21 protein-coding genes are annotated in these 18,460 nt (G+C 58.8%); 16 read left to right on the top strand and 5 right to left on the bottom strand.

What is annotated here, in order from left to right:
• Nucleotides 1-21: 21 nt before the first annotated feature.
• The 5 genes from mutL (at nt 22) to ACG74X_RS15660 (ending at nt 4,724) form a co-directional block, all read left to right on the top strand.
• On the top strand, nt 22-1,842 hold the full coding sequence (gene mutL / locus ACG74X_RS15640) for a DNA mismatch repair endonuclease MutL (protein ID WP_411236041.1): 1,821 nt from the start codon (nt 22-24) through the stop codon (nt 1,840-1,842).
• On the top strand, nt 1,839-3,005 hold the full coding sequence (locus tag ACG74X_RS15645) for a DNA recombination protein RmuC (RefSeq protein WP_411236042.1): 1,167 nt from the start codon (nt 1,839-1,841) through the stop codon (nt 3,003-3,005). Before mutL ends, ACG74X_RS15645 begins: the two co-directional genes overlap by 4 nt.
• 389 nt (nt 3,006-3,394) lie before the next feature.
• A complete protein-coding gene (locus tag ACG74X_RS15650; RefSeq protein WP_411236043.1) occupies nt 3,395-3,853 on the top strand; it encodes a DUF6173 family protein in 459 nt (152 codons plus the stop codon).
• Between the two features lie 87 nt (nt 3,854-3,940).
• Complete coding sequence (locus ACG74X_RS15655) at nt 3,941-4,075, top strand: aa3-type cytochrome c oxidase subunit IV (RefSeq protein WP_411236044.1); 135 nt, start codon at nt 3,941-3,943, stop codon at nt 4,073-4,075.
• 19 nt (nt 4,076-4,094) lie between these two features.
• Complete coding sequence (locus ACG74X_RS15660; RefSeq protein ID WP_411236046.1) at nt 4,095-4,724, top strand: hypothetical protein; 630 nt, start codon at nt 4,095-4,097, stop codon at nt 4,722-4,724.
• A gap of 5 nt (nt 4,725-4,729) precedes the next feature.
• Here ACG74X_RS15660 and ACG74X_RS15665 read toward each other — a convergent pair whose 3' ends face one another.
• Both ACG74X_RS15665 and ACG74X_RS15670 read right to left on the bottom strand, forming a co-directional pair.
• Nucleotides 4,730-5,053, bottom strand: coding sequence for an AzlD domain-containing protein (locus ACG74X_RS15665; protein WP_411236048.1), 324 nt, complete (start codon nt 5,051-5,053; stop codon nt 4,730-4,732).
• Nucleotides 5,050-5,757, bottom strand: coding sequence for an AzlC family ABC transporter permease (locus ACG74X_RS15670; protein WP_411236050.1), 708 nt, complete (start codon nt 5,755-5,757; stop codon nt 5,050-5,052). Before ACG74X_RS15670 ends, ACG74X_RS15665 begins: the two co-directional genes overlap by 4 nt.
• 61 nt (nt 5,758-5,818) lie before the next feature.
• Between ACG74X_RS15670 and ACG74X_RS15675 the strand changes: the two genes are divergently transcribed.
• The 4 genes from ACG74X_RS15675 to glp are packed head-to-tail and all read left to right on the top strand — an operon-like array spanning nt 5,819 to nt 9,975.
• The gene (locus tag ACG74X_RS15675; RefSeq protein WP_411236051.1) at nt 5,819-6,697 is read left to right on the top strand and encodes a formate dehydrogenase accessory sulfurtransferase FdhD; all 879 of its coding nucleotides are present in this window, start codon (nt 5,819-5,821) and stop codon (nt 6,695-6,697) included.
• 25 nt (nt 6,698-6,722) lie between these two features.
• Nucleotides 6,723-7,355 carry a molybdenum cofactor guanylyltransferase MobA gene (gene mobA, locus ACG74X_RS15680; RefSeq protein ID WP_411236052.1) on the top strand — a complete coding sequence of 211 codons (633 nt, stop codon included), beginning with the start codon at nt 6,723-6,725 and terminating at the stop codon, nt 7,353-7,355.
• On the top strand, nt 7,352-7,843 hold the full coding sequence (gene mobB, locus ACG74X_RS15685) for a molybdopterin-guanine dinucleotide biosynthesis protein B (protein ID WP_411236053.1): 492 nt from the start codon (nt 7,352-7,354) through the stop codon (nt 7,841-7,843). The genes mobA and mobB overlap by 4 nt, the downstream gene beginning before the upstream one ends.
• Nucleotides 7,840-9,975, top strand: a complete 2,136-nt coding sequence (gene glp / locus ACG74X_RS15690) for a gephyrin-like molybdotransferase Glp (RefSeq protein ID WP_411236054.1) — start codon at nt 7,840-7,842, stop codon at nt 9,973-9,975. The genes mobB and glp overlap by 4 nt, the downstream gene beginning before the upstream one ends.
• Before the next feature lie 33 nt (nt 9,976-10,008).
• Here glp and ACG74X_RS15695 read toward each other — a convergent pair whose 3' ends face one another.
• Both ACG74X_RS15695 and greA read right to left on the bottom strand, forming a co-directional pair.
• Entirely contained in the window at nt 10,009-11,016 is a 1,008-nt protein-coding gene (locus ACG74X_RS15695; protein ID WP_411236055.1) for a hypothetical protein, read from the bottom strand.
• A gap of 16 nt (nt 11,017-11,032) precedes the next feature.
• On the bottom strand, nt 11,033-11,503 hold the full coding sequence (gene greA / locus ACG74X_RS15700; RefSeq protein WP_411236057.1) for a transcription elongation factor GreA: 471 nt from the start codon (nt 11,501-11,503) through the stop codon (nt 11,033-11,035).
• Nucleotides 11,504-11,569: 66 nt separating this feature from the next.
• Between greA and ACG74X_RS15705 the strand changes: the two genes are divergently transcribed.
• The 4 genes from ACG74X_RS15705 to ACG74X_RS15720 all read left to right on the top strand — a co-directional run bounded on the left by ACG74X_RS15705 (nt 11,570) and on the right by ACG74X_RS15720 (nt 16,139).
• Complete coding sequence (locus ACG74X_RS15705) at nt 11,570-11,761, top strand: hypothetical protein (protein ID WP_411236058.1); 192 nt, start codon at nt 11,570-11,572, stop codon at nt 11,759-11,761.
• Between the two features lie 87 nt (nt 11,762-11,848).
• Nucleotides 11,849-13,498, top strand: coding sequence for an electron transfer flavoprotein-ubiquinone oxidoreductase (locus ACG74X_RS15710; RefSeq protein WP_411236059.1), 1,650 nt, complete (start codon nt 11,849-11,851; stop codon nt 13,496-13,498).
• Nucleotides 13,499-13,609: 111 nt separating this feature from the next.
• Nucleotides 13,610-15,322, top strand: a complete 1,713-nt coding sequence (locus ACG74X_RS15715; protein WP_411236060.1) for a tetratricopeptide repeat protein — start codon at nt 13,610-13,612, stop codon at nt 15,320-15,322.
• Complete coding sequence (locus tag ACG74X_RS15720; RefSeq protein WP_411236061.1) at nt 15,306-16,139, top strand: 4-(cytidine 5'-diphospho)-2-C-methyl-D-erythritol kinase; 834 nt, start codon at nt 15,306-15,308, stop codon at nt 16,137-16,139. The genes ACG74X_RS15715 and ACG74X_RS15720 overlap by 17 nt, the downstream gene beginning before the upstream one ends.
• Here the strand turns inward: ACG74X_RS15720 and ACG74X_RS15725 are convergent.
• A complete protein-coding gene (locus ACG74X_RS15725) occupies nt 16,136-17,134 on the bottom strand; it encodes a polyprenyl synthetase family protein (protein ID WP_411236062.1) in 999 nt (332 codons plus the stop codon). The two genes, ACG74X_RS15720 and ACG74X_RS15725, sit on opposite strands and share 4 nt — an antisense overlap.
• Before the next feature lie 56 nt (nt 17,135-17,190).
• Here ACG74X_RS15725 and ACG74X_RS15730 point away from each other — a divergent pair, with 56 nt between their 5' ends.
• The 3 genes from ACG74X_RS15730 (at nt 17,191) to ACG74X_RS15740 (ending at nt 18,445) form a co-directional block, all read left to right on the top strand.
• Entirely contained in the window at nt 17,191-17,406 is a 216-nt protein-coding gene (locus ACG74X_RS15730; protein ID WP_411236064.1) for a DUF2007 domain-containing protein, read from the top strand.
• A complete protein-coding gene (locus ACG74X_RS15735; protein ID WP_411236065.1) occupies nt 17,396-18,196 on the top strand; it encodes a tRNA1(Val) (adenine(37)-N6)-methyltransferase in 801 nt (266 codons plus the stop codon). The genes ACG74X_RS15730 and ACG74X_RS15735 overlap by 11 nt, the downstream gene beginning before the upstream one ends.
• An 87-nt stretch (nt 18,197-18,283) precedes the next feature.
• Nucleotides 18,284-18,445 carry a YdcH family protein gene (locus ACG74X_RS15740; RefSeq protein WP_411236093.1) on the top strand — a complete coding sequence of 54 codons (162 nt, stop codon included), beginning with the start codon at nt 18,284-18,286 and terminating at the stop codon, nt 18,443-18,445.
• Nucleotides 18,446-18,460: the final 15 nt, after the last annotated feature.

Below are 18,460 nucleotides of genomic sequence, written 5' to 3' on the forward strand. Positions count from 1 at the left end.
TCTCGTGGCATGAACAGCCAAATGCCCAAGATACGCGCCTCAATTCAACCGCTTGAGGAAAGCGCCATAAATCGCATCGCCGCTGGCGAGGTGGTAGAGCGTCCGGCCTCTGCCGTTAAGGAATTGGTGGAAAACGCCATTGATGCCGACGCCAGGCGCATTGATATCGCGATTGCGGATGGCGGTAAAACCTTGATCCGTGTCACGGATGATGGCTCTGGCATTCCACCGGAAGAGCTGTCTCTGGCGGTGTCGCGCCATGCCACGTCCAAAATTGATGGTTCTGACCTTTTGAACATTCACAGCTTTGGGTTTCGCGGCGAAGCCTTGGCTTCGCTTGGTGCGGTCGGTCGATTAACCTTGACCAGTCGCGCCGCGCAAAACGATGCCGCAGAGCTGAACGTCACCGGCGGCAAGGTGGACCCGATCAAACCTGCCGCGCTGTCCAAAGGCACGATTGTCACGCTGCGCAACCTGTTCTTCGCCACCCCCGCGCGCCTGAAATTCCTGCGCTCGGATAGGGCGGAACTGCAGGCGATCTCGGATGTGGTCAAACGTCTTGCAATGGCCGAACCGTCGGTCAGCTTTACCCTGCGTGACGTGTCGGGCGGCGGCGAAGGTCGCGTGACCTTCCGCGCGGATGCTGTCACCGGTGATCTCTTTGATGCCCTGCGCGGGCGTTTGGGGCAGATCATGGGACGCGAATTCATCGACAATGCGGTGCCGCTCGACGCCGAACGCGAAGGCCTCCACCTGACCGGACTTGCGGGCTTGCCGACCTATTCCCGCGGTGCGGCTGTCGCGCAGTACCTGTTCGTCAATGGCCGCCCGGTGCGTGACAAGCTTTTGATCGGTGCATTGCGCGGGGCCTATGCCGATTTTCTCAGCCGGGACCGTCATCCCGCAGTTGCGCTTTTTATTGATTGCGATCCGCATAAGGTTGACGTGAACGTCCACCCCGCCAAATCCGAGGTGCGCTTTCGCGAACCGGGCCTTGTGCGCGGGCTGATCGTGTCTGCCCTGCGCCACGCCCTGGCCGAAGCCGGGCATCGCGCGTCCACCACTGTTGCCGGTGCCACTCTTGGCGCGATGCGCCCCGAACAGCCGCAAAACCCCCGTGTCTACCAGATGGACCGCCCGAGTTTCGCCGCGAAACAAACGGCCTATCACGCCCAGGCCCCCGGCTTTGCCGAGGTGCAGGACGCCTATTCAGGCCGCATGGTCGACGACACCCCACAAGAGACCGGACAAACCCCCACCGCCCTGCCTCTTGGCGCGGCGCGCGGGCAGGTGCATGAGAACTACATCATTGCGCAAACCGAAGATGGGATTGTCATTGTCGATCAACACGCGGCGCATGAACGTCTTGTTTATGAAAAACTCAAAACCCAGATGGCGGAAAACAGTGTTCCGGCGCAGGCGCTTTTGATCCCGGATGTTGTTGAACTGACCGATGCTGATTGCGGTCGGCTTTTAGAAAATGTTCAGGATTTATCGCGTATGGGTTTGACTGTTGAACCGTTCGGGGCAGGGGCCGTGGTCGTGCGCGAAACTCCGGCGATATTGGGAGAGGTGAATGCCGAGGCTCTGTTGCGCGACATTCTGGATGAATTGGATGATCAGGGTCAGGCCACGGCTGTGCAAGACCGTATTGATGCAATCCTGAGCCGCGTGGCCTGTCATGGATCAATCCGGTCCGGCCGCCAGATGCGCGGGGAGGAGATGAATGCGTTGTTAAGAGAGATGGAAGCAACCCCCTATTCCGGCCAGTGCAATCATGGCCGGCCCACCTATGTCGAACTCAAGTTGAGCGACATTGAACGCTTGTTCGGCCGCACATGATCCGGATTGGTGATCTCGCATTTGATCTGAGCGATCCTGTGGTGCTTGTTGTCATCGGACTTGGCGCATTGGTGTTCGTGCTGCTCATCCTGTCGCTGCTCTCGGCCCGTCGCGCCGCGAAACTGAGCGAACCGTTGGTCTATCAGCTGGCCCAGGTCGGGCAGCGGGTGCAAAGCCTCAGCGATGGTCAGGAACGGCTGTCCGGCGGCTTGCACCATGTGAGCGAAGCACAGGCACAAAGCCAGACGGCGATGTTGCAGCTGATGGAAAAGCGGCTGGCCCAGGTGCAGCATCAGATGACTGAAAACCTGCAAGGATCAAGCCAACGCACCGCGCGGTCCCTGGGCGAATTGCAGCAACGTTTGCAAAGCATCGACAAGGCGCAGGACAATATCACCAAACTCTCGGGCGACGTGCTTTCGTTGCAAGACATCCTGTCGAACAAACAGACACGCGGGGCGTTCGGAGAAATCCAGCTGACGGATATCGTTGGCAAGGCGCTGCCAAAGGACAGCTATGATCTGCAAGCGACGCTGTCGAACGGCAAACGGGCGGATTGTCTGATCCATTTGCCCAATCCCCCAGGGCCGATTGCGATTGATAGCAAGTTTCCGCTTGAGGCTTATGAACAGCTGCGAAAGGCTGACTCGCAAGACCAACTGAACCGCGCGGCACAGCAATTGCGGGTTTCGCTGCGAAAGCACATCAAAGATATTTCCGAGAAATACATCATCGAAGGCGAAACGGCGGATGGGGCTTTGATGTTCCTGCCCTCCGAAGCCGTCTATGCCGAACTTCACGCCAATTTCCCCGAAGTGGTCCGTGACGGCTTTGCAGCGCGGGTGTGGATCGTGTCACCGACCACCTGCATGGCCACGTTGAACACCATGCGGGCCATTCTGAAAGACGCGCGGATGCAAGAGCAGGCGGGGGCCATTCGCAAGGAATTGGGCCTGCTTTACGCCGATGTGGACCGGTTGGGAACGCGGGTCGAAAACCTGGACCGGCATTTTGGACAGGCGGCCAAGGACATCGCCGACATCAAGATCAGCGCCGACAAAGCCGGGCGTCGGGCGCGACGGTTGGACAATTTTGACTTTGAGGAATTGGCCAAAGACGATCCGGCCCCGATGCCCGAACTGGCCCGCCACCCCGGCGAATAGGTCAACACCAGCACCCGAATGTTTCGCGCGCGAAACATTGGGACCGATACGGACCTATTAATGATTTGTTAGTGTTTTGCGCGCGTGCGCTCTGCAGGACATTGCTGCGGTCCGGAATTTGATCCTGAACGTCAGTGCGCAAGTATTCAGATCTGGGCTGGGGCCGCAATCAGGCGCTTTGCTCTGCACATCTCGGGTCAGTAAGTTGATACTATTTGAAACTTCCAGAACCCGACCCAAAGTCTGCCGCCAGGAGCACACGCAGCATTGGTGAAAATGAGCTCCAAACCGAGCGGACCGCGTGCGCGCAATCTGGTCACGGTTTGGTTGGTTGATGATGTACGGCGACTGTGTCTAGTGTCGCACTGCGGGCAAACGGAGATGGCGCGATGTCTGACGAGATACGGACCACGGCAGAATTGGCAGAAAGTGAGGCCTTGCCGCGCCAGTTCGAGGTGCATGCAAAAGGGTGTGGCGAAAGCGGTGACAAGCCTTTGCCCGATGCGATCACGCGCAAGCCGGTGCAACAAAAAAGCCCGGCGGAATGGGCGCATGAGCGGTTGATCCTCTATATTCAGGATTTTGAAAAACAGCTGGATAACGAGCATGAAGTGGCGATGGGCTTTGCCGGAAATGAAACCGGAGTGCTGCGTATCGAGGGGTTGGGGTATTTCGATCCCGATATCGTCACGTTTTATGGCACTGACGCCGCCGGGGGGCGGATGCAGTTGATCCAGCATGTGTCGCAATTGAATGTCGCGTTGCGCGCCTTGCCAATCCCAAAGGCCGAAAATCCCCCGCGGCGGATCGGGTTTCAGCTTGCGGCGGAATTGGAACAGGCAGAGTGAACCGCGACACACTGCGCGATTGGCACGGGTGACACAGTCGGGCAAATCAAGTAGCGACTGTTAAAAGAATTCTAGAGGACGTCTGACATGGCTGAACACAAGCACGGCACAATGGACACCACCGAACAGGAAAAAACCTTTGACGGGTTCATCCGTTGGTCGGTGCGGGTTGCGGCGATCTCCATCGGCATTTTGATCTTCCTTGCCATCTTTAATTCGTGACGTCAGGCAAGCGATCGACATGACATTCTGCGCGCGCGTGATTGCCAGCCTGGCGCTGCTGGTTCTGGCAGGCTGCGGAGGTGGCGGGCTGACCGATCAACGCCCTGATGCATCCCTTGAGGTGATCAGCAGTGCGTCGTACCGGCATCCGGGGCCACCTGCGCTGACGCTTTACACGATGATCAACAACCGGTCCGGCGCGGGGGCGCATACCAGTCTGATGATCAATGCATCCCAGCGTGTGATCTTCGATCCTGCCGGAACGGTTCGGTTGCGTGCGGTGCCGGAGCGCAATGATGTCCTGTACGGTGTCACGCCCGGTGTTGCGGATTTTTACGCCCGGGCCCATGCCCGAGAGACGTATCATGTGGTGATGCAGCGAATCGAGGTGTCGCCAGACGTGGCCGAACGCGCGCTGCGCCTGGCGACGGTTTCCGGACCGGTGGCGTCGGCGCAATGCGCGCTGAGCACGGCTGGGCTTTTGCGCCAACTGCCGGGGTTTCAGAACGTCGGATCGACCTGGTTTCCCAAACGTCTGATGGCGGATTTCGGTGAATTGCCGGGCGTTCAGACATCACGCCTGTTCGAAAACGACAGTGACGACAAAGCGGTTGCCATCGCGCAGTTCGAACAGGCCGTCCTGCAGTAAGCGCGCTACAGGATCGCGCTGAGCGTGATCAGCACAGCCGCCCCGACACCCATTGCCGCGAACACGTTTTTCGTCAGATACCCGACGACAAATGTCGCGATTGCGGCGGCAAGACGGGTTGGGTCGGTCTGCCCATCAGTGGCATTCGGCCACACCACCAGCGGTGCCACCAGCGCAGGCAAGATGGCAACGGCGGTGTATCGCAAGTGGCGCATCATCCATTCCGGCAGGGCGCGGTTTCCGACCAGACCAAGGAATGCAAAGCGCAGGCCAAAACTGCCAATGCCCAGGGCAATAATGACGATCCAAAGCTCTTGGGTGTCGGTCATAGTTTCAGCCCCAATCTGACTTCGGTCTGCGCCCCGGCAATCATGCCCCCGATGCCCGCAATGATCAGGCCAAGATTGTAGGGCACCCAGGCAAAGCCCAAGGCAAGGATGGTTGCCGCAAGCGCCGCTGCCCGATGCGCCGGTGTGCGCAAAAGCGGGCCAATCATCGCGATGAAGGCGATTGGCAGCGCGAAATCAAGCCCGAGGCTGGGTGGGATGCTTTCCCCCAGAACCGCGCCAAGCAGCGTTACAATGTACCAAGGTGGGCAGATCGGTGTCATGACCCCCAGAAAATAGGCGAATTTTTCATGGATCGTTTGTTCGGGGGTCTTTTCATAGTGAATCATCGAAGCCGCATAGGTTTGATCAACCAGAAAATACGCCACGATGCCGCGTTTCCACAGAGGCAATGCGCCAAGATGCGGCGTGATCGAGGCCGAATACATCGCCATCCGCATATTCACCGCCAGGGCCGATGCGATCACAACCAGTGTCGGTGCGTTTTCGGTCAAAAGCTGGAGCGCCGTGAACTGTGCAGCCCCGGCGATCACCACAACCGAAAAGGCAAGCGTTTCATAAATGGACAATCCGGCTTCGGTGCCCAACACCCCAAACAGCATCCCAAACGGACCGACCACAAACAGAAATGGCAGCCCGTCCCGAAGGCCGCGCCAGTAGCTTGACATTATGTGATCGCCCGCCATCACTGTCTCCCGAGAACTGCGTCCGGGCGGACGTATCTCTTGACGCAAGGAGTTGCAATCTATGCCGGAAGATGGCGGTCACGACTACCTCATTGCGCCCGATCCACGGGCCGCACGGCTTACCCGGCGGGTGACGGGAACGGACCATACGGGGGCCGAAACCGAAATCAGTGTTGTCGAGGAACGCCCTTTGACGATTTTTCTGAACAGCCAGGAAATCGTGACGGCGATGACGATCGGGGACTATCCCGAATATCTGGCGGTCGGGTTTCTGCGCAATCAGGGCATGTTGCTGGATGATGATGTGATCACCGGGGTCGAATATGACGACGATCTTGAGGTGGTTGTCGTGCGCACCGAGCGGCAGACGGTGTACGAGGAAAAGGTCAAGAAAAAGACCCGGACCAGCGGCTGTGCGGTGGGCACGGTGTTCGGTGATATGATGGAGGGGCTGGATCAGGTGGTTTTGCCACAGCTGGAGGTGAAAACATCCGCGCTTTATGCACTGGCCCACAAGATCAACACCACGCCGTCGCTGTATCTGGAGGCCGGGGCCATTCACGGAACAGTGCTGTGCCAGGGTGACCAACCGCTTGTTTATATGGAAGATGTTGGGCGTCACAATGCCGTTGATAAAATCGCGGGCTGGATGTTTCTCGAAGGAGTGGGGGTGTCGGACAAGATGCTGTACACAACCGGTCGATTGACATCCGAGATGGTCATCAAGACTGCGCTGATGGGTATTCCTGTTCTGGCGTCGCGGTCCGGGTTCACCGCATGGGGGGTCGAGATTGCCCGTCAGGTCGGACTGACCTGTATCGGGCGGATGCGCGGAAAGCGGTTTGTGTGCCTGTCCGGCGAAGACCGTCTGCTGCGCGACATTGACCCCGATGCAATTCCCGAAGAGTCCAAGAAACATCGCAGGAAAAGCGCCGAATGACCGACGCATGGATCGGAGTGCTATGATGTCCAAACCTCTGGGCGTGATTTTGGCAGGGGGTCAGGCCACGCGTATGGGTGGCGGTGACAAGGGGCTTTTGACCCTTGGCGGAGAAACCCTGCTATCGCGGGTTCAAGCCCGTCTGGCCGCACAAGTTGACGGCATTGCGTTGAACGCCAATGGTGATCCAGCGCGGTTTGCCGCCTTTGGTTTGCCGGTTCTGCCAGACAGCATTGACGGGTTTCCCGGCCCTCTGGCGGGTGTGCTTGCCGGGCTGGATTGGGCCGCAGAACAGGGGGCTGACACGATTGTCACGGTTGCGGCCGATACGCCGTTTTTCCCCACGGATCTGGTGGAACAACTGACCAACGCTGCCACCGGCATGACGCATCCCTTGGTGCTTGCCGCGACGCCGCGAGGGGCCGAGAAAACCAAATCCATGAGCAAATCGGGCCTGATCCGCCATCCGACCTTTGGATTGTGGCCTGTGGCTCTGCGCGATGATCTGCGGGCCGCTTTGCAAGACGGGATCAGCAAGGTTGTCATCTGGACGGAACAACATGACGGGCGCGAAGCCGTGTTTTCAACAGAGACGGGAGATCCGTTCTTTAACGTGAACACCCCCGAAGATCTTGCGACGGCAAAGGCGATGATATGAAGATTTACGGTGTCACCGGTTGGAAAAATGCGGGAAAAACCGGATTGATGGAACGGCTTGTCACCGAAATCACTGGCCGTGGCATTTCGGTGTCGACGGTCAAACACGCGCATCACACGTTTGATGTGGATCACCCCGGCAAAGACAGCCACCGCCACCGCGTGGCCGGCGCGACCGAGGTTCTGCTGGCATCGCGCAATCGCTTTGCCCTGATGCACGAATTGCGAGACGCCGAGGAACCGCCCTTGCACGTCTTGTTGGGCAAGCTCTCTCCGGTCGATTTGGTGCTGGTCGAGGGCTATAAACGCGACCGCCACCCCAAGATCGAAGCCTATCGCGCCGTGACCGGGCATGACCTGATCGCGCCAGGGGACAAGACAATCCGTGCCCTGGCAAGCGATACGCCGCTAGAGCTTGATCGTCCGGTGTTTGATCTGAATGACAGCCCGGCAATCGCCGATTTCATTTTGACCGAGGTTGGGCTTTGAACGGATTCGACACCTTTGTTGTTGTGGATTGGTCGGCTGGGAAACGCGCGCCGAAGACGCCGTCGAAAGACGCGATCTGGATCGGATGCGTACAAGATGGATCTGAACGCGACCCGGTGTATTGCCGAACGCGGCACGAGGCCGAAGCCTGGTTAATGGCGTTTCTTGAGACCGAAGAAACAGCAGGACGTCGCGTATTGATTGGGTTCGATTTCCCGTTCGGCTATCCGCAGGGCTTTGCCCGAACTGTTACAGGGTCTGATGACCCTCTGGTGTTTTGGGATTGGCTGGCGGGGCGGATCACGGATGATGAGACCGGCGCAAACAACCGCTTCGAAGTCGCAGAAGAGCTGAACCGCCTTTTTGATGGCCCGGGTCCGTTTTGGGGCAAGCCCAACAAAGACCGCTGGCCCGATATCCCGTATCGCAAGGCCGGGATTTGCTATGACGCGCTGTCTGAATGGCGGGCCTGCGATACCATGGCCAAGGCGTCGTCTTCCTGTTTTCAACTGTTTTTTAATCCAACTGTGGGAAGCCAGTCATTGATGGGGCTGCCCATGTTGTCACGTCTGCGGCGTGGTGCGGGACGCAAGGTTTGGCCCTTTGAAGATGGATCTGACGCGCAGGTTCTTTTGGTCGAACTGTGGCCCGGTTTGATCGAAGAGGCGGTGAAAGAGGTTCTGGATGATCCCATCCGGGATCGTGTGCAGGTGCGTTTGCTGTCACGTGCGTTGGCGGCGTTGCCAGCGGATCGCTTGGCAGCACTGTTGGCGGATGTTGGCGCAACATCGGCAGAGGAGGCCTGGATCTTGGGCGCGGGTCATAAGGCAGAATTGGTCGCGGCCGCGCGGACCGGTGTGACCTTGACCCCGCCGCCATTGCGAAACGATTGTTTCGCCTTGCCCGCAGGTGTTGATTGGACACCGGTCGATGATGCGCTGTCGCTGCTTCGCGACCGGATGACACCAGTTGTCGGGATTGAAACCGTGCCGTTGATGCAGGCAACCGGACGGGTTCTTGCGCAGGATCTGACCGCGCTTCGGTCAAACCCGCCGCATCCGAACACGGCGGTGGATGGTTATGGCTTTGCGGGTGCCGATATTGGCGAGGGACCACAGGTTTTGCCTTTGGTTGACGGGCGATCCGCGGCTGGCGCTCCGTTTGTCGGGCAGGTGACCAAAGGGCATGCCATTCGCATGCTGACCGGGGCCGATCTGCCCGATGGCGTGGATACTGTGGTGCTGGACGAAGATGTGCGTGTTGGACAGGGCCATGTGGCGTTTCGCGGGCCATTGAAACACGGCGCGAACACACGCAAGGCCGGAGAGGATGTGGCCAAGGGGGCCATCGCGCTGCCCCGGGGCCGCGTTCTGACCCCGGCGGATTTGGCGCTGGCGGCGGCTGTCGGGCATGGCACGCTTTCGGTGTTCAAGCGCTTGCGCGTGGCTGTTTTGTCAACCGGGGACGAAGTTGTTGAGCCGGGGTCTGCTGCTCAACGCGGTCAGATCTATGATGCCAATCGCCCGATGCTTCTTAGCCTGTGTGCGGGTTTCGGGTTTGACCCGGTGGATATAGGCCGCGCCCCGGATGACCGGGATGCGTTGCGCGCGATGCTGGATTCTGCGGCGGCGAAGGCGGATGTGATTCTGACGTCCGGTGGTGCGTCTGCTGGCGACGAGGATCACATGTCGGCGCTGTTGCGAGACAGCGGGGCCATGCAGGAATGGCGCATTGCGCTCAAACCCGGCAGGCCCTTGGCGCTGGGCGTTTGGAACGGGGCACCGGTTTTCGGCTTGCCGGGCAACCCGGTGGCCGCATTGGTTTGTACCTTGGTGTTTGCACGTCCCGCGATGGGCGCTTTGGCCGGGGCGGGCTGGCATGTGCCGCAGGGCTTTGATGTGCCTGCCGGGTTTGAGAAACGCAAGAAACCGGGCCGACGGGAATATCTGCGCGCGCGGATTCACAATGGCCGGGCGGAGGTGTTCAAATCCGAAGGCTCTGGCCGTATCAGCGGGTTAAGCTGGGCAGAGGGGCTGGTCGAGCTTCCCGATGGCGCGGTTCACGTCAGGCCGGGAGATCCTGTGCGCTATGTGCCCTATGGGTCATTCGCCTTGCGCGGCACAGAGGCGTAATTCGATCCGCGTCTGGCACAGGCGCGAATGGTGTCAGTCAAACGTGCCGGTCACGCGCCCCAACAGCATAAATGCGCGCGCCGTGCGTGTTCCGGCCAGTTCAGAGATTTCGGCATCGCTTGCGGTTTGTTCGAAGCGGGCAAAGCCTTTGTCGAAAAGTCTAAGGAAATGGTGGGCGGCATCGCGGAAAATCGGGTCTTGTTTCATCCGGCCTGCTGCCAAAGCCAAAGACGAGCGGTCCCGCACGCCACCCAACGCCGCGATGGTGCGGCCTCGTTCGCCTTTGGCAAAGCGGCGCCACAGTTCCGGGCGCGCCATATCGGGGCGCAGATCATCCATGTAGATGCCATCCTGACTGAGCAGGGTGAGCACATCCTGTGCCGCCTGGACCAATTGCGCGGAGGGCCGATCCTTGAGAGCACGGCGCAGCGCGGCAAAGCCTTCTTGATCCTCGGCAGTTTCGGGAAAGTGCAGGGCGCGCACAAAATCTGCGTTGGACAGGGGCGGCTGCAAGGCTTCGGCCGGTGTGCCCAGGGCCAGCGCGGGTTGGTCGCCGGTTTCAGGGTCCGGCGCTGCGGCCTGCACCGCGATTTGGGCGGCCCGGGTCGACGTGAACATCGCCAGCGTTGTTTCGGCCTTTTTCTGTGCTTCTGAAATCTCTTCCAGTTTTTTTACAATCGACGGATGCGGCGGCTGATCCCGGCCACCGGCTTGATTTTGGGTGATATAGGCATGGCGGATTGCATCAATCGCGGTTTGCAGACGCGTGCTTTCTTCGCGCATGATCCGTGACGACCGCGCGCCCACGGCGGCGACCCAGATCATTCCGACAGGAAAGAACACAACCATCATCACCAGGAGAAACCGCAACCCATCGGCCCCGTCATCCCCAGAAAACAAAAAGAACACGACCGAAATGATCAGCCAGATCACGCTGAGCGCGGCTGCGGTCAGTTCAATTCCGCTAAGACCTGCGGACGCTTCGGAGGTGCGGCTGAGAATGACAGCGGCTCCGGAGCGGGGTTCTTGTTTCTGTTCCATGGCGCGGTCCAACCGATCAGACGTAAGCGATTTTAAGCACTTCGTAGGATTTGTCACCGCCGGGGGTGCGGACTTCGACGCTGTCGCCCTCTTCTTTGCCGATTAAGGCGCGGGCAATGGGGGATTTGATGTTGAGCAGGCCTTTTTCAATACTGGCCTCGTGTTCACCAACGATCTGCCACGTTTTTTCTTCATCGGTGTCTTCGTCAACAAGCGTGACGGTCGCCCCGAATTTGATCGGGCCGGACAGTTTTGTGGGATCAATCACTTCGACCAGCCCCAGAACGCCTTCCAGTTCTTTGATGCGGCCTTCGATAAAACCCTGTTTTTCGCGTGCCGAGTGATATTCCGCGTTTTCCTTGAGATCGCCAAGCTCGCGGGCTTCGGCAATTGCCCGGATCACGGCCGGGCGCTCTTCGGATTTGAGCGTTTTCAATTCACTTTCAAGCGCGGCGTGGCCCGCGCGGGTCATGGGTAGTTTTTCCATGGGACGCTTCCCTTTAGGTCGTCTGGGCAGGTGCTCCGGCACGGAGTTTGCCTGCGCGGTCTAATCATGTCATTCGCGTTGGCACAAGAGTGCCCCGACCGGTTTGCGAAACGCAAGCGATTTGCTGTCATCACGCAGGACGGTGCCGGAAGACCTGTTCACGCGGCACCCGGTTATCAAGATGTGACGCACAAGACGCGTGTCGCGCCGGGCTTGAGTGGTCTGAATATGGGCAAATCCATGAAAACGGCGGTGTAACGCGGTGTCGCAATTGACCCGATGTACCGCGCAGGCTACCTCAAATGCCAAGTTTTCGACACGTGACTTTTCAGGAAAGAGCCCGACATGAGCGAACACACGCGCGAAGCGATGGAATACGATGTTGTCATCGTTGGAGCCGGCCCGGCCGGCCTGTCCGCTGCGATCCGGTTGAAACAGCTGGATGCAGACCTTGATGTCGTTGTGCTTGAAAAGGGCTCTGAGGTTGGCGCGCATATCCTGTCGGGTGCGGTTCTGGACCCTTGCGGTCTGGATGCGCTGATCCCGGATTGGAAAGACAAGGGCGCGCCGCTGAATGTGCCGGTGACGGACGATGCGTTTTACATGCTGGGTGAGGCGGGCAAAATTCGCGTACCCAACTGGCCGATGCCACCCCTGATGAGCAACCACGGCAATTATATTGTGTCGATGGGCAATGTCTGCCGCTGGATGGCCGAACAGGCCGAAGAGCTGGGCGTCGAAATTTTCCCCGGCATGGCATGTTCTGAGATTGTCTATGGCGACGCTGGTGAGGTCAAAGGCGTGGTTGCAGGCGAGTTTGGCAAAAACGCCGATGGCACGCCGGGGCCGGGCTATGAGCCGGGGATGGAACTGCATGGCAAATACGTCTTCCTTGGGGAAGGCGTGCGCGGCAGCCTGTCAAAAGAGGTGATCGAGAAATTCGATCTGTCCAAGGGCAAGGAGCCGCAGAAATTTGGTCTTGGCATGAAAGAGATCTGGGAGATCGACCCGGCCAAGCACAAGGAAGGGTCTGTCACCCATACGATGGGCTGGCCGCTGGGCAGCAATGCCGGCGGCGGATCTTTCATTTACCATCTTGATAACAATCAGGTTTATGTGGGTTTCGTTGTTCACTTGAACTATGAAAACCCCCATCTTTATCCCTATATGGAATTTCAGCGCTTCAAGCATCACCCGATGGTGGCCGCGCTTTTGGAAGGCGGCAAGCGGGTGGCTTATGGCGCGCGCGCGATTTCCGAAGGCGGGTATCAGTCGATGCCCAAGATGGTGGCCCCCGGTGTGGCGCTTTTGGGATGTTCTGTGGGCATGGTGAACGTGCCGCGGATCAAGGGGAACCATAATGCGATGCTGTCGGGCAAAGCCGCGGCTGAGGCGGCATTTGCTGCGATGAAGGATGGCCGTGCATCGGACGAATTGACCGACTACGAAACCGATGTACGCGACGGTGCGATTGGCGAAGACCTCAAGAAAGTGCGCAATGTCAAACCGATGTGGTCCAAGCGCGGGCTTATGGCGTCGCTTGTGTTTGGCGGCATGGATATGTGGACAAACACATTCGGTTTTTCGGCGTTCGGAACGCTTGGCCATGGCAAAACAGATGCCGAAGCCACCGGCGAAGCGGCAAAATTCAAGCCGATCGCCTATCCCAAACCGGATGGGAAGCTGTCGTTTGACCGGCTCACAAATGTGTCTTTCTCGGCCACCAACCACGAAGAAAGCCAACCTGCTCATCTACAGCTCAAGGATGCGTCGGTGCCGGTGTCGATCAATTTGCCAAAATATGCAGGGCCCTCGGCACGCTATTGTCCGGCAGGTGTTTACGAATTTGTGAAGGACGACAAAGGAGACGACAAATTTGTCATCAACTTTCAGAACTGCGTCCATTGTAAAACCTGTGATATCAAGGACCCAAGCCAAAATATCAACTGGACAGTGCCGCAAGGCGGGGACGGTCCGAACTATCCGAATATGTGACATCACAAAGGCCGGGCCAGCGCCCGGCCTTTTGCGTTGGTTGCGCAGGGGCAGGCCGCGCGCTACCTTTAACAGAAACGCGTTTTGGAGACATTGATGGTTCATTCGAGCATGCGACGGCTACTGGGATCAGCGGCGATTGCGCTGTGTCTTTTGACCCCGGGTGGCGTGATGGCGCGCAGCCTGTCGGGCGACTATCTTGCCGGACGTCAAGCCAGCTTTGACGGCGATATTGCGGCAGCGGCCGAATATTACGGGCGTGCCGTGCAGTTCGATCCGGACAATCCGGTGATCCTCGAACGGGCCGCTTTGGCCGAAATCTCGCTTGGGAATATCGACAAGGCATCTGATCTGGCCTCAAAGCTGATCAGCGATGGCAGTCGCAGCCAGGTCGCACATATGGCGCTGATCGCGCAGCACGCCAAGGCCGAAGATTACAATTCCATCATCGAAATGGTGAACGACAATCGCGGTGTCGGGCCGTTGGTCGATGGTCTGCTTTTGGCGTGGTCGCAGCTTGGCATTGGCGACATGTCCTTGGCATTGGTTCAATTTGACGATCTGTCGAACGAGCAAGGTCTGCGCAACTTTGCGCAGTATCACAAAGCCATGGCGCTGGCGTCGGTTGGTGATTTTGAAAGCGCGGCCGTTATCCTTGAAAACGCTGGCACGGGCGGTATGCAGCTGACCCGCAGGGGCGTGATGGCGCATGTCGAAGTGTTGAGCCAACTTGACCGTGGCGAAGATGCACTTGACCTGATCGAAACGGCCTTTGGGGGCGACCTTGATCCGGCCTTGCGGGATATGACAACGGCTTTGGAGGCGGGCGAGGCGCTGCCCTTTACGCATATCAAAAGCGCGCGTGACGGTCTGAGCGAGGTGTTCTACACGCTTGCGGCGGCGCTGGCGAATGAAGCCAATGACGAATTCACCCTCCTTTACTCTCGGATATCCGAGTATTTGCGCCCGGATCATGTGGATGCAATTTTGCTGTCTGCCAGCCTGTTGGATGATTTGGGTCAGTCCGATCTTGCGGTGAAAACCTATGCGCGGGTTCCCGATGATCACCCGGCCTATCATGCCGCCGAACTGGGCCGCGCGGCGGCGTTGCGCGACAGTGACAAGGTTGATGCCGCGATTGAGGTGCTGGAACGTCTGACCAAGACACACCCAGAAGAGCCTATTGTGCATTCCACATTAGGCGACACGATGCGCCAGCTAGAGCGGTTCGAAGAGGCGGTTCAGGCGTATAGCAACGCGCTGGATCTGTTCGAAACCGAAGCCCGCAACCAGTGGTTTTTGTTTTATGCCCGCGCCATCAGCTATGAACGCCTTGATCGCTGGGACGAGGCCGAAGCCGACTTTCGCGCCGCGCTTGAGCTGAACCCGGATCAGCCACAGGTGCTGAATTATCTTGGCTATTCGCTGGTCGAGAAGAAGATCAAGCTGGATGAGGCACTTGAAATGATCGAACGCGCCGCAGCGGCGCGCCCCGACAGTGGTTATATCATCGACAGCCTGGGTTGGGTGCTGTACCGCCTTGGCCGCTATGACGAAGCGGTCGGGCATATGGAGCGTGCAGCCGAGCTGATGCCGGTTGACCCGATTGTGAATGATCACCTTGGGGACGTGTATTGGGCTGTTGGCCGCAAGACCGAGGCCCGTTTTCAATGGCGGCGTGCCTTGTCCTTTGCGACCTATGGCGACTCTGCCGAAGACGTGAAGGTCGACCGCATTCGCCGCAAGCTTGACGCTGGTCTTGACGTGGTTTTGGCAGAAGAGGGTGCGCCTCCGCTGCAGGTGGCCAGTGACAACAGCGACTGAGGCATTCGCGCCTGCCAAGATCAATCTCACCCTTCATGTAACGGGCCAGCGGAGTGACGGGTATCACCTGCTGGATTCGCTGGTCGTGTTCGCCGACATAGGGGATAGGCTGTTGCTTACCCCTGGCCCCGACATGCATATCGATGTGACTGGGTTGTTTGCAGACGGTGTGCCAACAGACGCATCGAACCTTGTTTGGAAGGCGTTGAAATCGGCGGGGTGGACCGGCCATGTCGCACTGCACAAAAATCTGCCTCACGGGGCTGGCATTGGCGGCGGCTCTGCCGACGCGGCAGCGGTGCTGCGCTCTATCTTTGGCGATGATGTGCATCGCGGTATCGGGTTGGAAAACACCCTGGCGCTGGGTGCGGATGTGCCTGTGTGCCTGCACACAGGGCCGCAGCGCATGCACGGGATCGGGGAGGGCCTGATCCGCGTCCGGCCCGTGCCGCGCTTGCATCTGGTGCTGGTTAATCCAAACGTGACTTTGCCCACCCCAAACGTGTTCAAAGCGTTGAAACATCGCAGCAATTCAGCGATGGATCACTGCGACGGCTGGCCGTCATATGACCGTTTTCTTGACTGGCTTCGGCAACAGCGAAACGATCTTGAACCCCCTGCACAGACTGTTGCGCCGGTGATCAGGGATGTGCTGGCCGCGCTGTCGGATGCTGCTCTGGCGCGCATGTCGGGGTCCGGGGCGACCTGTTTCGGCATCTATCCTGACAAGATCACAGCTTTGGTTGCGCAAGACCGAATTGCGGGCACCCACCCCAATTGGTGGGTGACAACCTGCGAAACGGTTGGCAGGGCTTAGTTGACCCGCGCCACCACGTAATCGGCCAGATCGTCCAGCATATCCTTGATCGGATCGTCTGGCAGCGTCGCCAGCGCCGCGCGGGCCTTCGCGATCCAGTCATTGGCCTCTGCGCGTGTGGCTTCAAGCGTGCCATGGCTGTTCAAAAGCGCAATCGCGTGTTCGAGATCGCCGTCTTGCTGTTTGCCTTTCGCAATCGTGCGTTTCCAGAAATCCCGCTCTGCCTCGTCCGCCAGGGCAATCGCCTTGATTACCGGCAGCGTCAGCTTGCGTTCGCGGAAATCGTCGCCAATGTTCTTGCCTGTGGCGTCGGACCCCCAGTAATCCAGCAGGTCATCAACAATCTGGAACGCAATTCCGAGCGCGTCGCCATACTCAAACAGCGCCTGCACCCTTTCGTCGTCCATCCCGGCAATCACACCGCCCACTTCGGTCGCGGCTGAAAACAAGGCCGCTGTTTTGCCGCGCACAACCTGCAGATAGACGGCTTCGGTGGTGGCCAGATCCTGCGCGGCGGACAATTGCAAAACCTCGCCTTCGGCAATCGTCGCGGCCGCGTTGGCAAGGATATCAAGCACCCGCAGGCTGCCGGTTTCAACCATCAACTGAAACGACCGCGCAAACAGGTAATCGCCAACCAAAACGCTGGAGCTGTTGTCCCAGAGCAGGTTCGCGGTTGGTCGACCGCGGCGTTTCTCGCTTTCGTCCACAACATCGTCATGCAGCAGGGTTGCGGTGTGAATAAACTCAACCGTCGCGGCCAGTTTAATGTGATCGTCGCCCTGATACCCGCACATCTTTGCGGTCGCCAAGGTTAGCATCGGGCGCAACCGTTTGCCGCCTGCCTCGACCAGATGGGCGGTGACCTCGGGGATGCGCGGGGCGTGTTCTGACGCCATCCGCGTGCGGATCAGCGTGTTGACCTGCGCCATGTCCCCGGCCAGAATCTCGGCCAATCGGTCATGCGGTTTGCGCGTTACTGTGTCCAAACTCATCACCATTCCTTGTGGAAGGCTCGACAAAGCGGGCCGGGTGTTCCTACATCACAAACATGGAAGAGCTTTTGCGTACCAACGACATTACACTGATACCGCTCGCCCGCGCCGTTCTTGAGGACGAGGGTATAGACAGCTTTGAATTGGACGTAAACATGAGCGTTCTGGAAGGCTCTATCGGTATTTTGCCGCGCCGTTTGATGGTGCGCCGCGATGAACTGCACGACGCGCGCCGCATCTTGCGTGAATACGGTGTCACATTTGAGGAGTGAGCCGTTTTCGCCAGAGGATCTGACCCGCGATGATTTTCTGGGCGGCGCTGTCCGGCTCTGGCAGCCACGCGACGGGTACCGCGCCGGGGCCGATCCGGTGCTGCTGGCGGCGTCGGTTCCCGCCCAATCCGGTGACACGGTGCTGGAACTGGGCTGCGGCGGTGGTGCGGCGCTGGCCTGTCTGGGCGGGCGCGTGGCTGGGATCATCGCAACCGGTGTTGAAATGCAACCCGCCTATGCCGCGCTTGCGCAGCGCAATCTTGACGATAATGGCGTGGTCGGAACGGTTTTCTGCGCAGATCTCAGATCATTGCCGCCCGAGGTCAAATCGCAGCGGTTTGACCATGTGATCGCCAATCCGCCCTATTTTGAAAACCAGCGCGCCGTGGCCCCGGTATCAACAGACCGGGCCGTGTCGCGATCGGGTGCAGTGCCGCTTGCAAAATGGGTCAGCGCCGCGTCAAAACGTCTGCGCCCTGGCGGGATCGCGACGTTTATCCAACGCATTGACCGTTTGCCAGAATTGATGAGCGCATTTCACACGTCCCTGGGCGCGATCGAGCTTTGGCCCATCCAACCCAGAAGACATCGCCCCGCCCGCCTGTGTCTGCTTCGCGGCCGAAAAGGCGCGCGCGCGGCCTTTGTGTTGCACCCGTCCTTGGTGCTGCACCGCGGTGAGACACATGAAAAAGACGGTGATTCGTACACGGAAATGGTCTCCAACGTCCTGCGGTCGGCACAGCCGCTGCCTTTTCCTGACCAAAAACGTCATGAAATACGGCAGGGTTAAGTCCGGTTTACGATTTATGCCGATGATGCGTGACAGAAGGTGAAATTTATGATCGACTATTACTGTATCCATCAACAGGAGGACGACATGAGCTTGACTTCACACCTTCAGGAACTGAAGCGGAAGCACCAAACCCTGTCTGAAGAAGTGGAACAGGCGCAGCGCGCGCCAGGCAGCGATGGACTGGCCATCGCGTCGCTCAAGAAAAAGAAACTCCGACTGAAAGAAGAGATAGAACGTCTGTCATAATCTGATTGGCCCGGG

The organism is Marivita sp. S0852, assembly GCF_046591575.1.
Taxonomy (GTDB): Bacteria; Pseudomonadota; Alphaproteobacteria; order Rhodobacterales; family Rhodobacteraceae; genus Marivita.

What these genes read in the sequence shown, in the direction of transcription:
- mutL (WP_411236041.1), top strand. Translation starts at nt 22, where the DNA reads ATGCCCAAGATACGCGCCTCAATTCAACCGCTTGAGGAAAGCGCCATA.
- ACG74X_RS15645 (WP_411236042.1), top strand. Translation starts at nt 1,839, where the DNA reads ATGATCCGGATTGGTGATCTCGCATTTGATCTGAGCGATCCTGTGGTG.
- ACG74X_RS15650 (WP_411236043.1), top strand. Translation starts at nt 3,395, where the DNA reads ATGTCTGACGAGATACGGACCACGGCAGAATTGGCAGAAAGTGAGGCC.
- ACG74X_RS15655 (WP_411236044.1), top strand. Translation starts at nt 3,941, where the DNA reads ATGGCTGAACACAAGCACGGCACAATGGACACCACCGAACAGGAAAAA.
- ACG74X_RS15660 (WP_411236046.1), top strand. Translation starts at nt 4,095, where the DNA reads ATGACATTCTGCGCGCGCGTGATTGCCAGCCTGGCGCTGCTGGTTCTG.
- ACG74X_RS15665 (WP_411236048.1), bottom strand. Translation starts at nt 5,053, where the DNA reads ATGACCGACACCCAAGAGCTTTGGATCGTCATTATTGCCCTGGGCATT.
- ACG74X_RS15670 (WP_411236050.1), bottom strand. Translation starts at nt 5,757, where the DNA reads ATGGCGGGCGATCACATAATGTCAAGCTACTGGCGCGGCCTTCGGGAC.
- ACG74X_RS15675 (WP_411236051.1), top strand. Translation starts at nt 5,819, where the DNA reads ATGCCGGAAGATGGCGGTCACGACTACCTCATTGCGCCCGATCCACGG.
- mobA (WP_411236052.1), top strand. Translation starts at nt 6,723, where the DNA reads ATGTCCAAACCTCTGGGCGTGATTTTGGCAGGGGGTCAGGCCACGCGT.
- mobB (WP_411236053.1), top strand. Translation starts at nt 7,352, where the DNA reads ATGAAGATTTACGGTGTCACCGGTTGGAAAAATGCGGGAAAAACCGGA.
- ACG74X_RS15695 (WP_411236055.1), bottom strand. Translation starts at nt 11,016, where the DNA reads ATGGAACAGAAACAAGAACCCCGCTCCGGAGCCGCTGTCATTCTCAGC.
- greA (WP_411236057.1), bottom strand. Translation starts at nt 11,503, where the DNA reads ATGGAAAAACTACCCATGACCCGCGCGGGCCACGCCGCGCTTGAAAGT.
- ACG74X_RS15705 (WP_411236058.1), top strand. Translation starts at nt 11,570, where the DNA reads ATGTCATTCGCGTTGGCACAAGAGTGCCCCGACCGGTTTGCGAAACGC.
- ACG74X_RS15710 (WP_411236059.1), top strand. Translation starts at nt 11,849, where the DNA reads ATGAGCGAACACACGCGCGAAGCGATGGAATACGATGTTGTCATCGTT.
- ACG74X_RS15715 (WP_411236060.1), top strand. Translation starts at nt 13,610, where the DNA reads ATGCGACGGCTACTGGGATCAGCGGCGATTGCGCTGTGTCTTTTGACC.
- ACG74X_RS15725 (WP_411236062.1), bottom strand. Translation starts at nt 17,134, where the DNA reads ATGAGTTTGGACACAGTAACGCGCAAACCGCATGACCGATTGGCCGAG.
- ACG74X_RS15730 (WP_411236064.1), top strand. Translation starts at nt 17,191, where the DNA reads ATGGAAGAGCTTTTGCGTACCAACGACATTACACTGATACCGCTCGCC.
- ACG74X_RS15740 (WP_411236093.1), top strand. Translation starts at nt 18,284, where the DNA reads ATGAGCTTGACTTCACACCTTCAGGAACTGAAGCGGAAGCACCAAACC.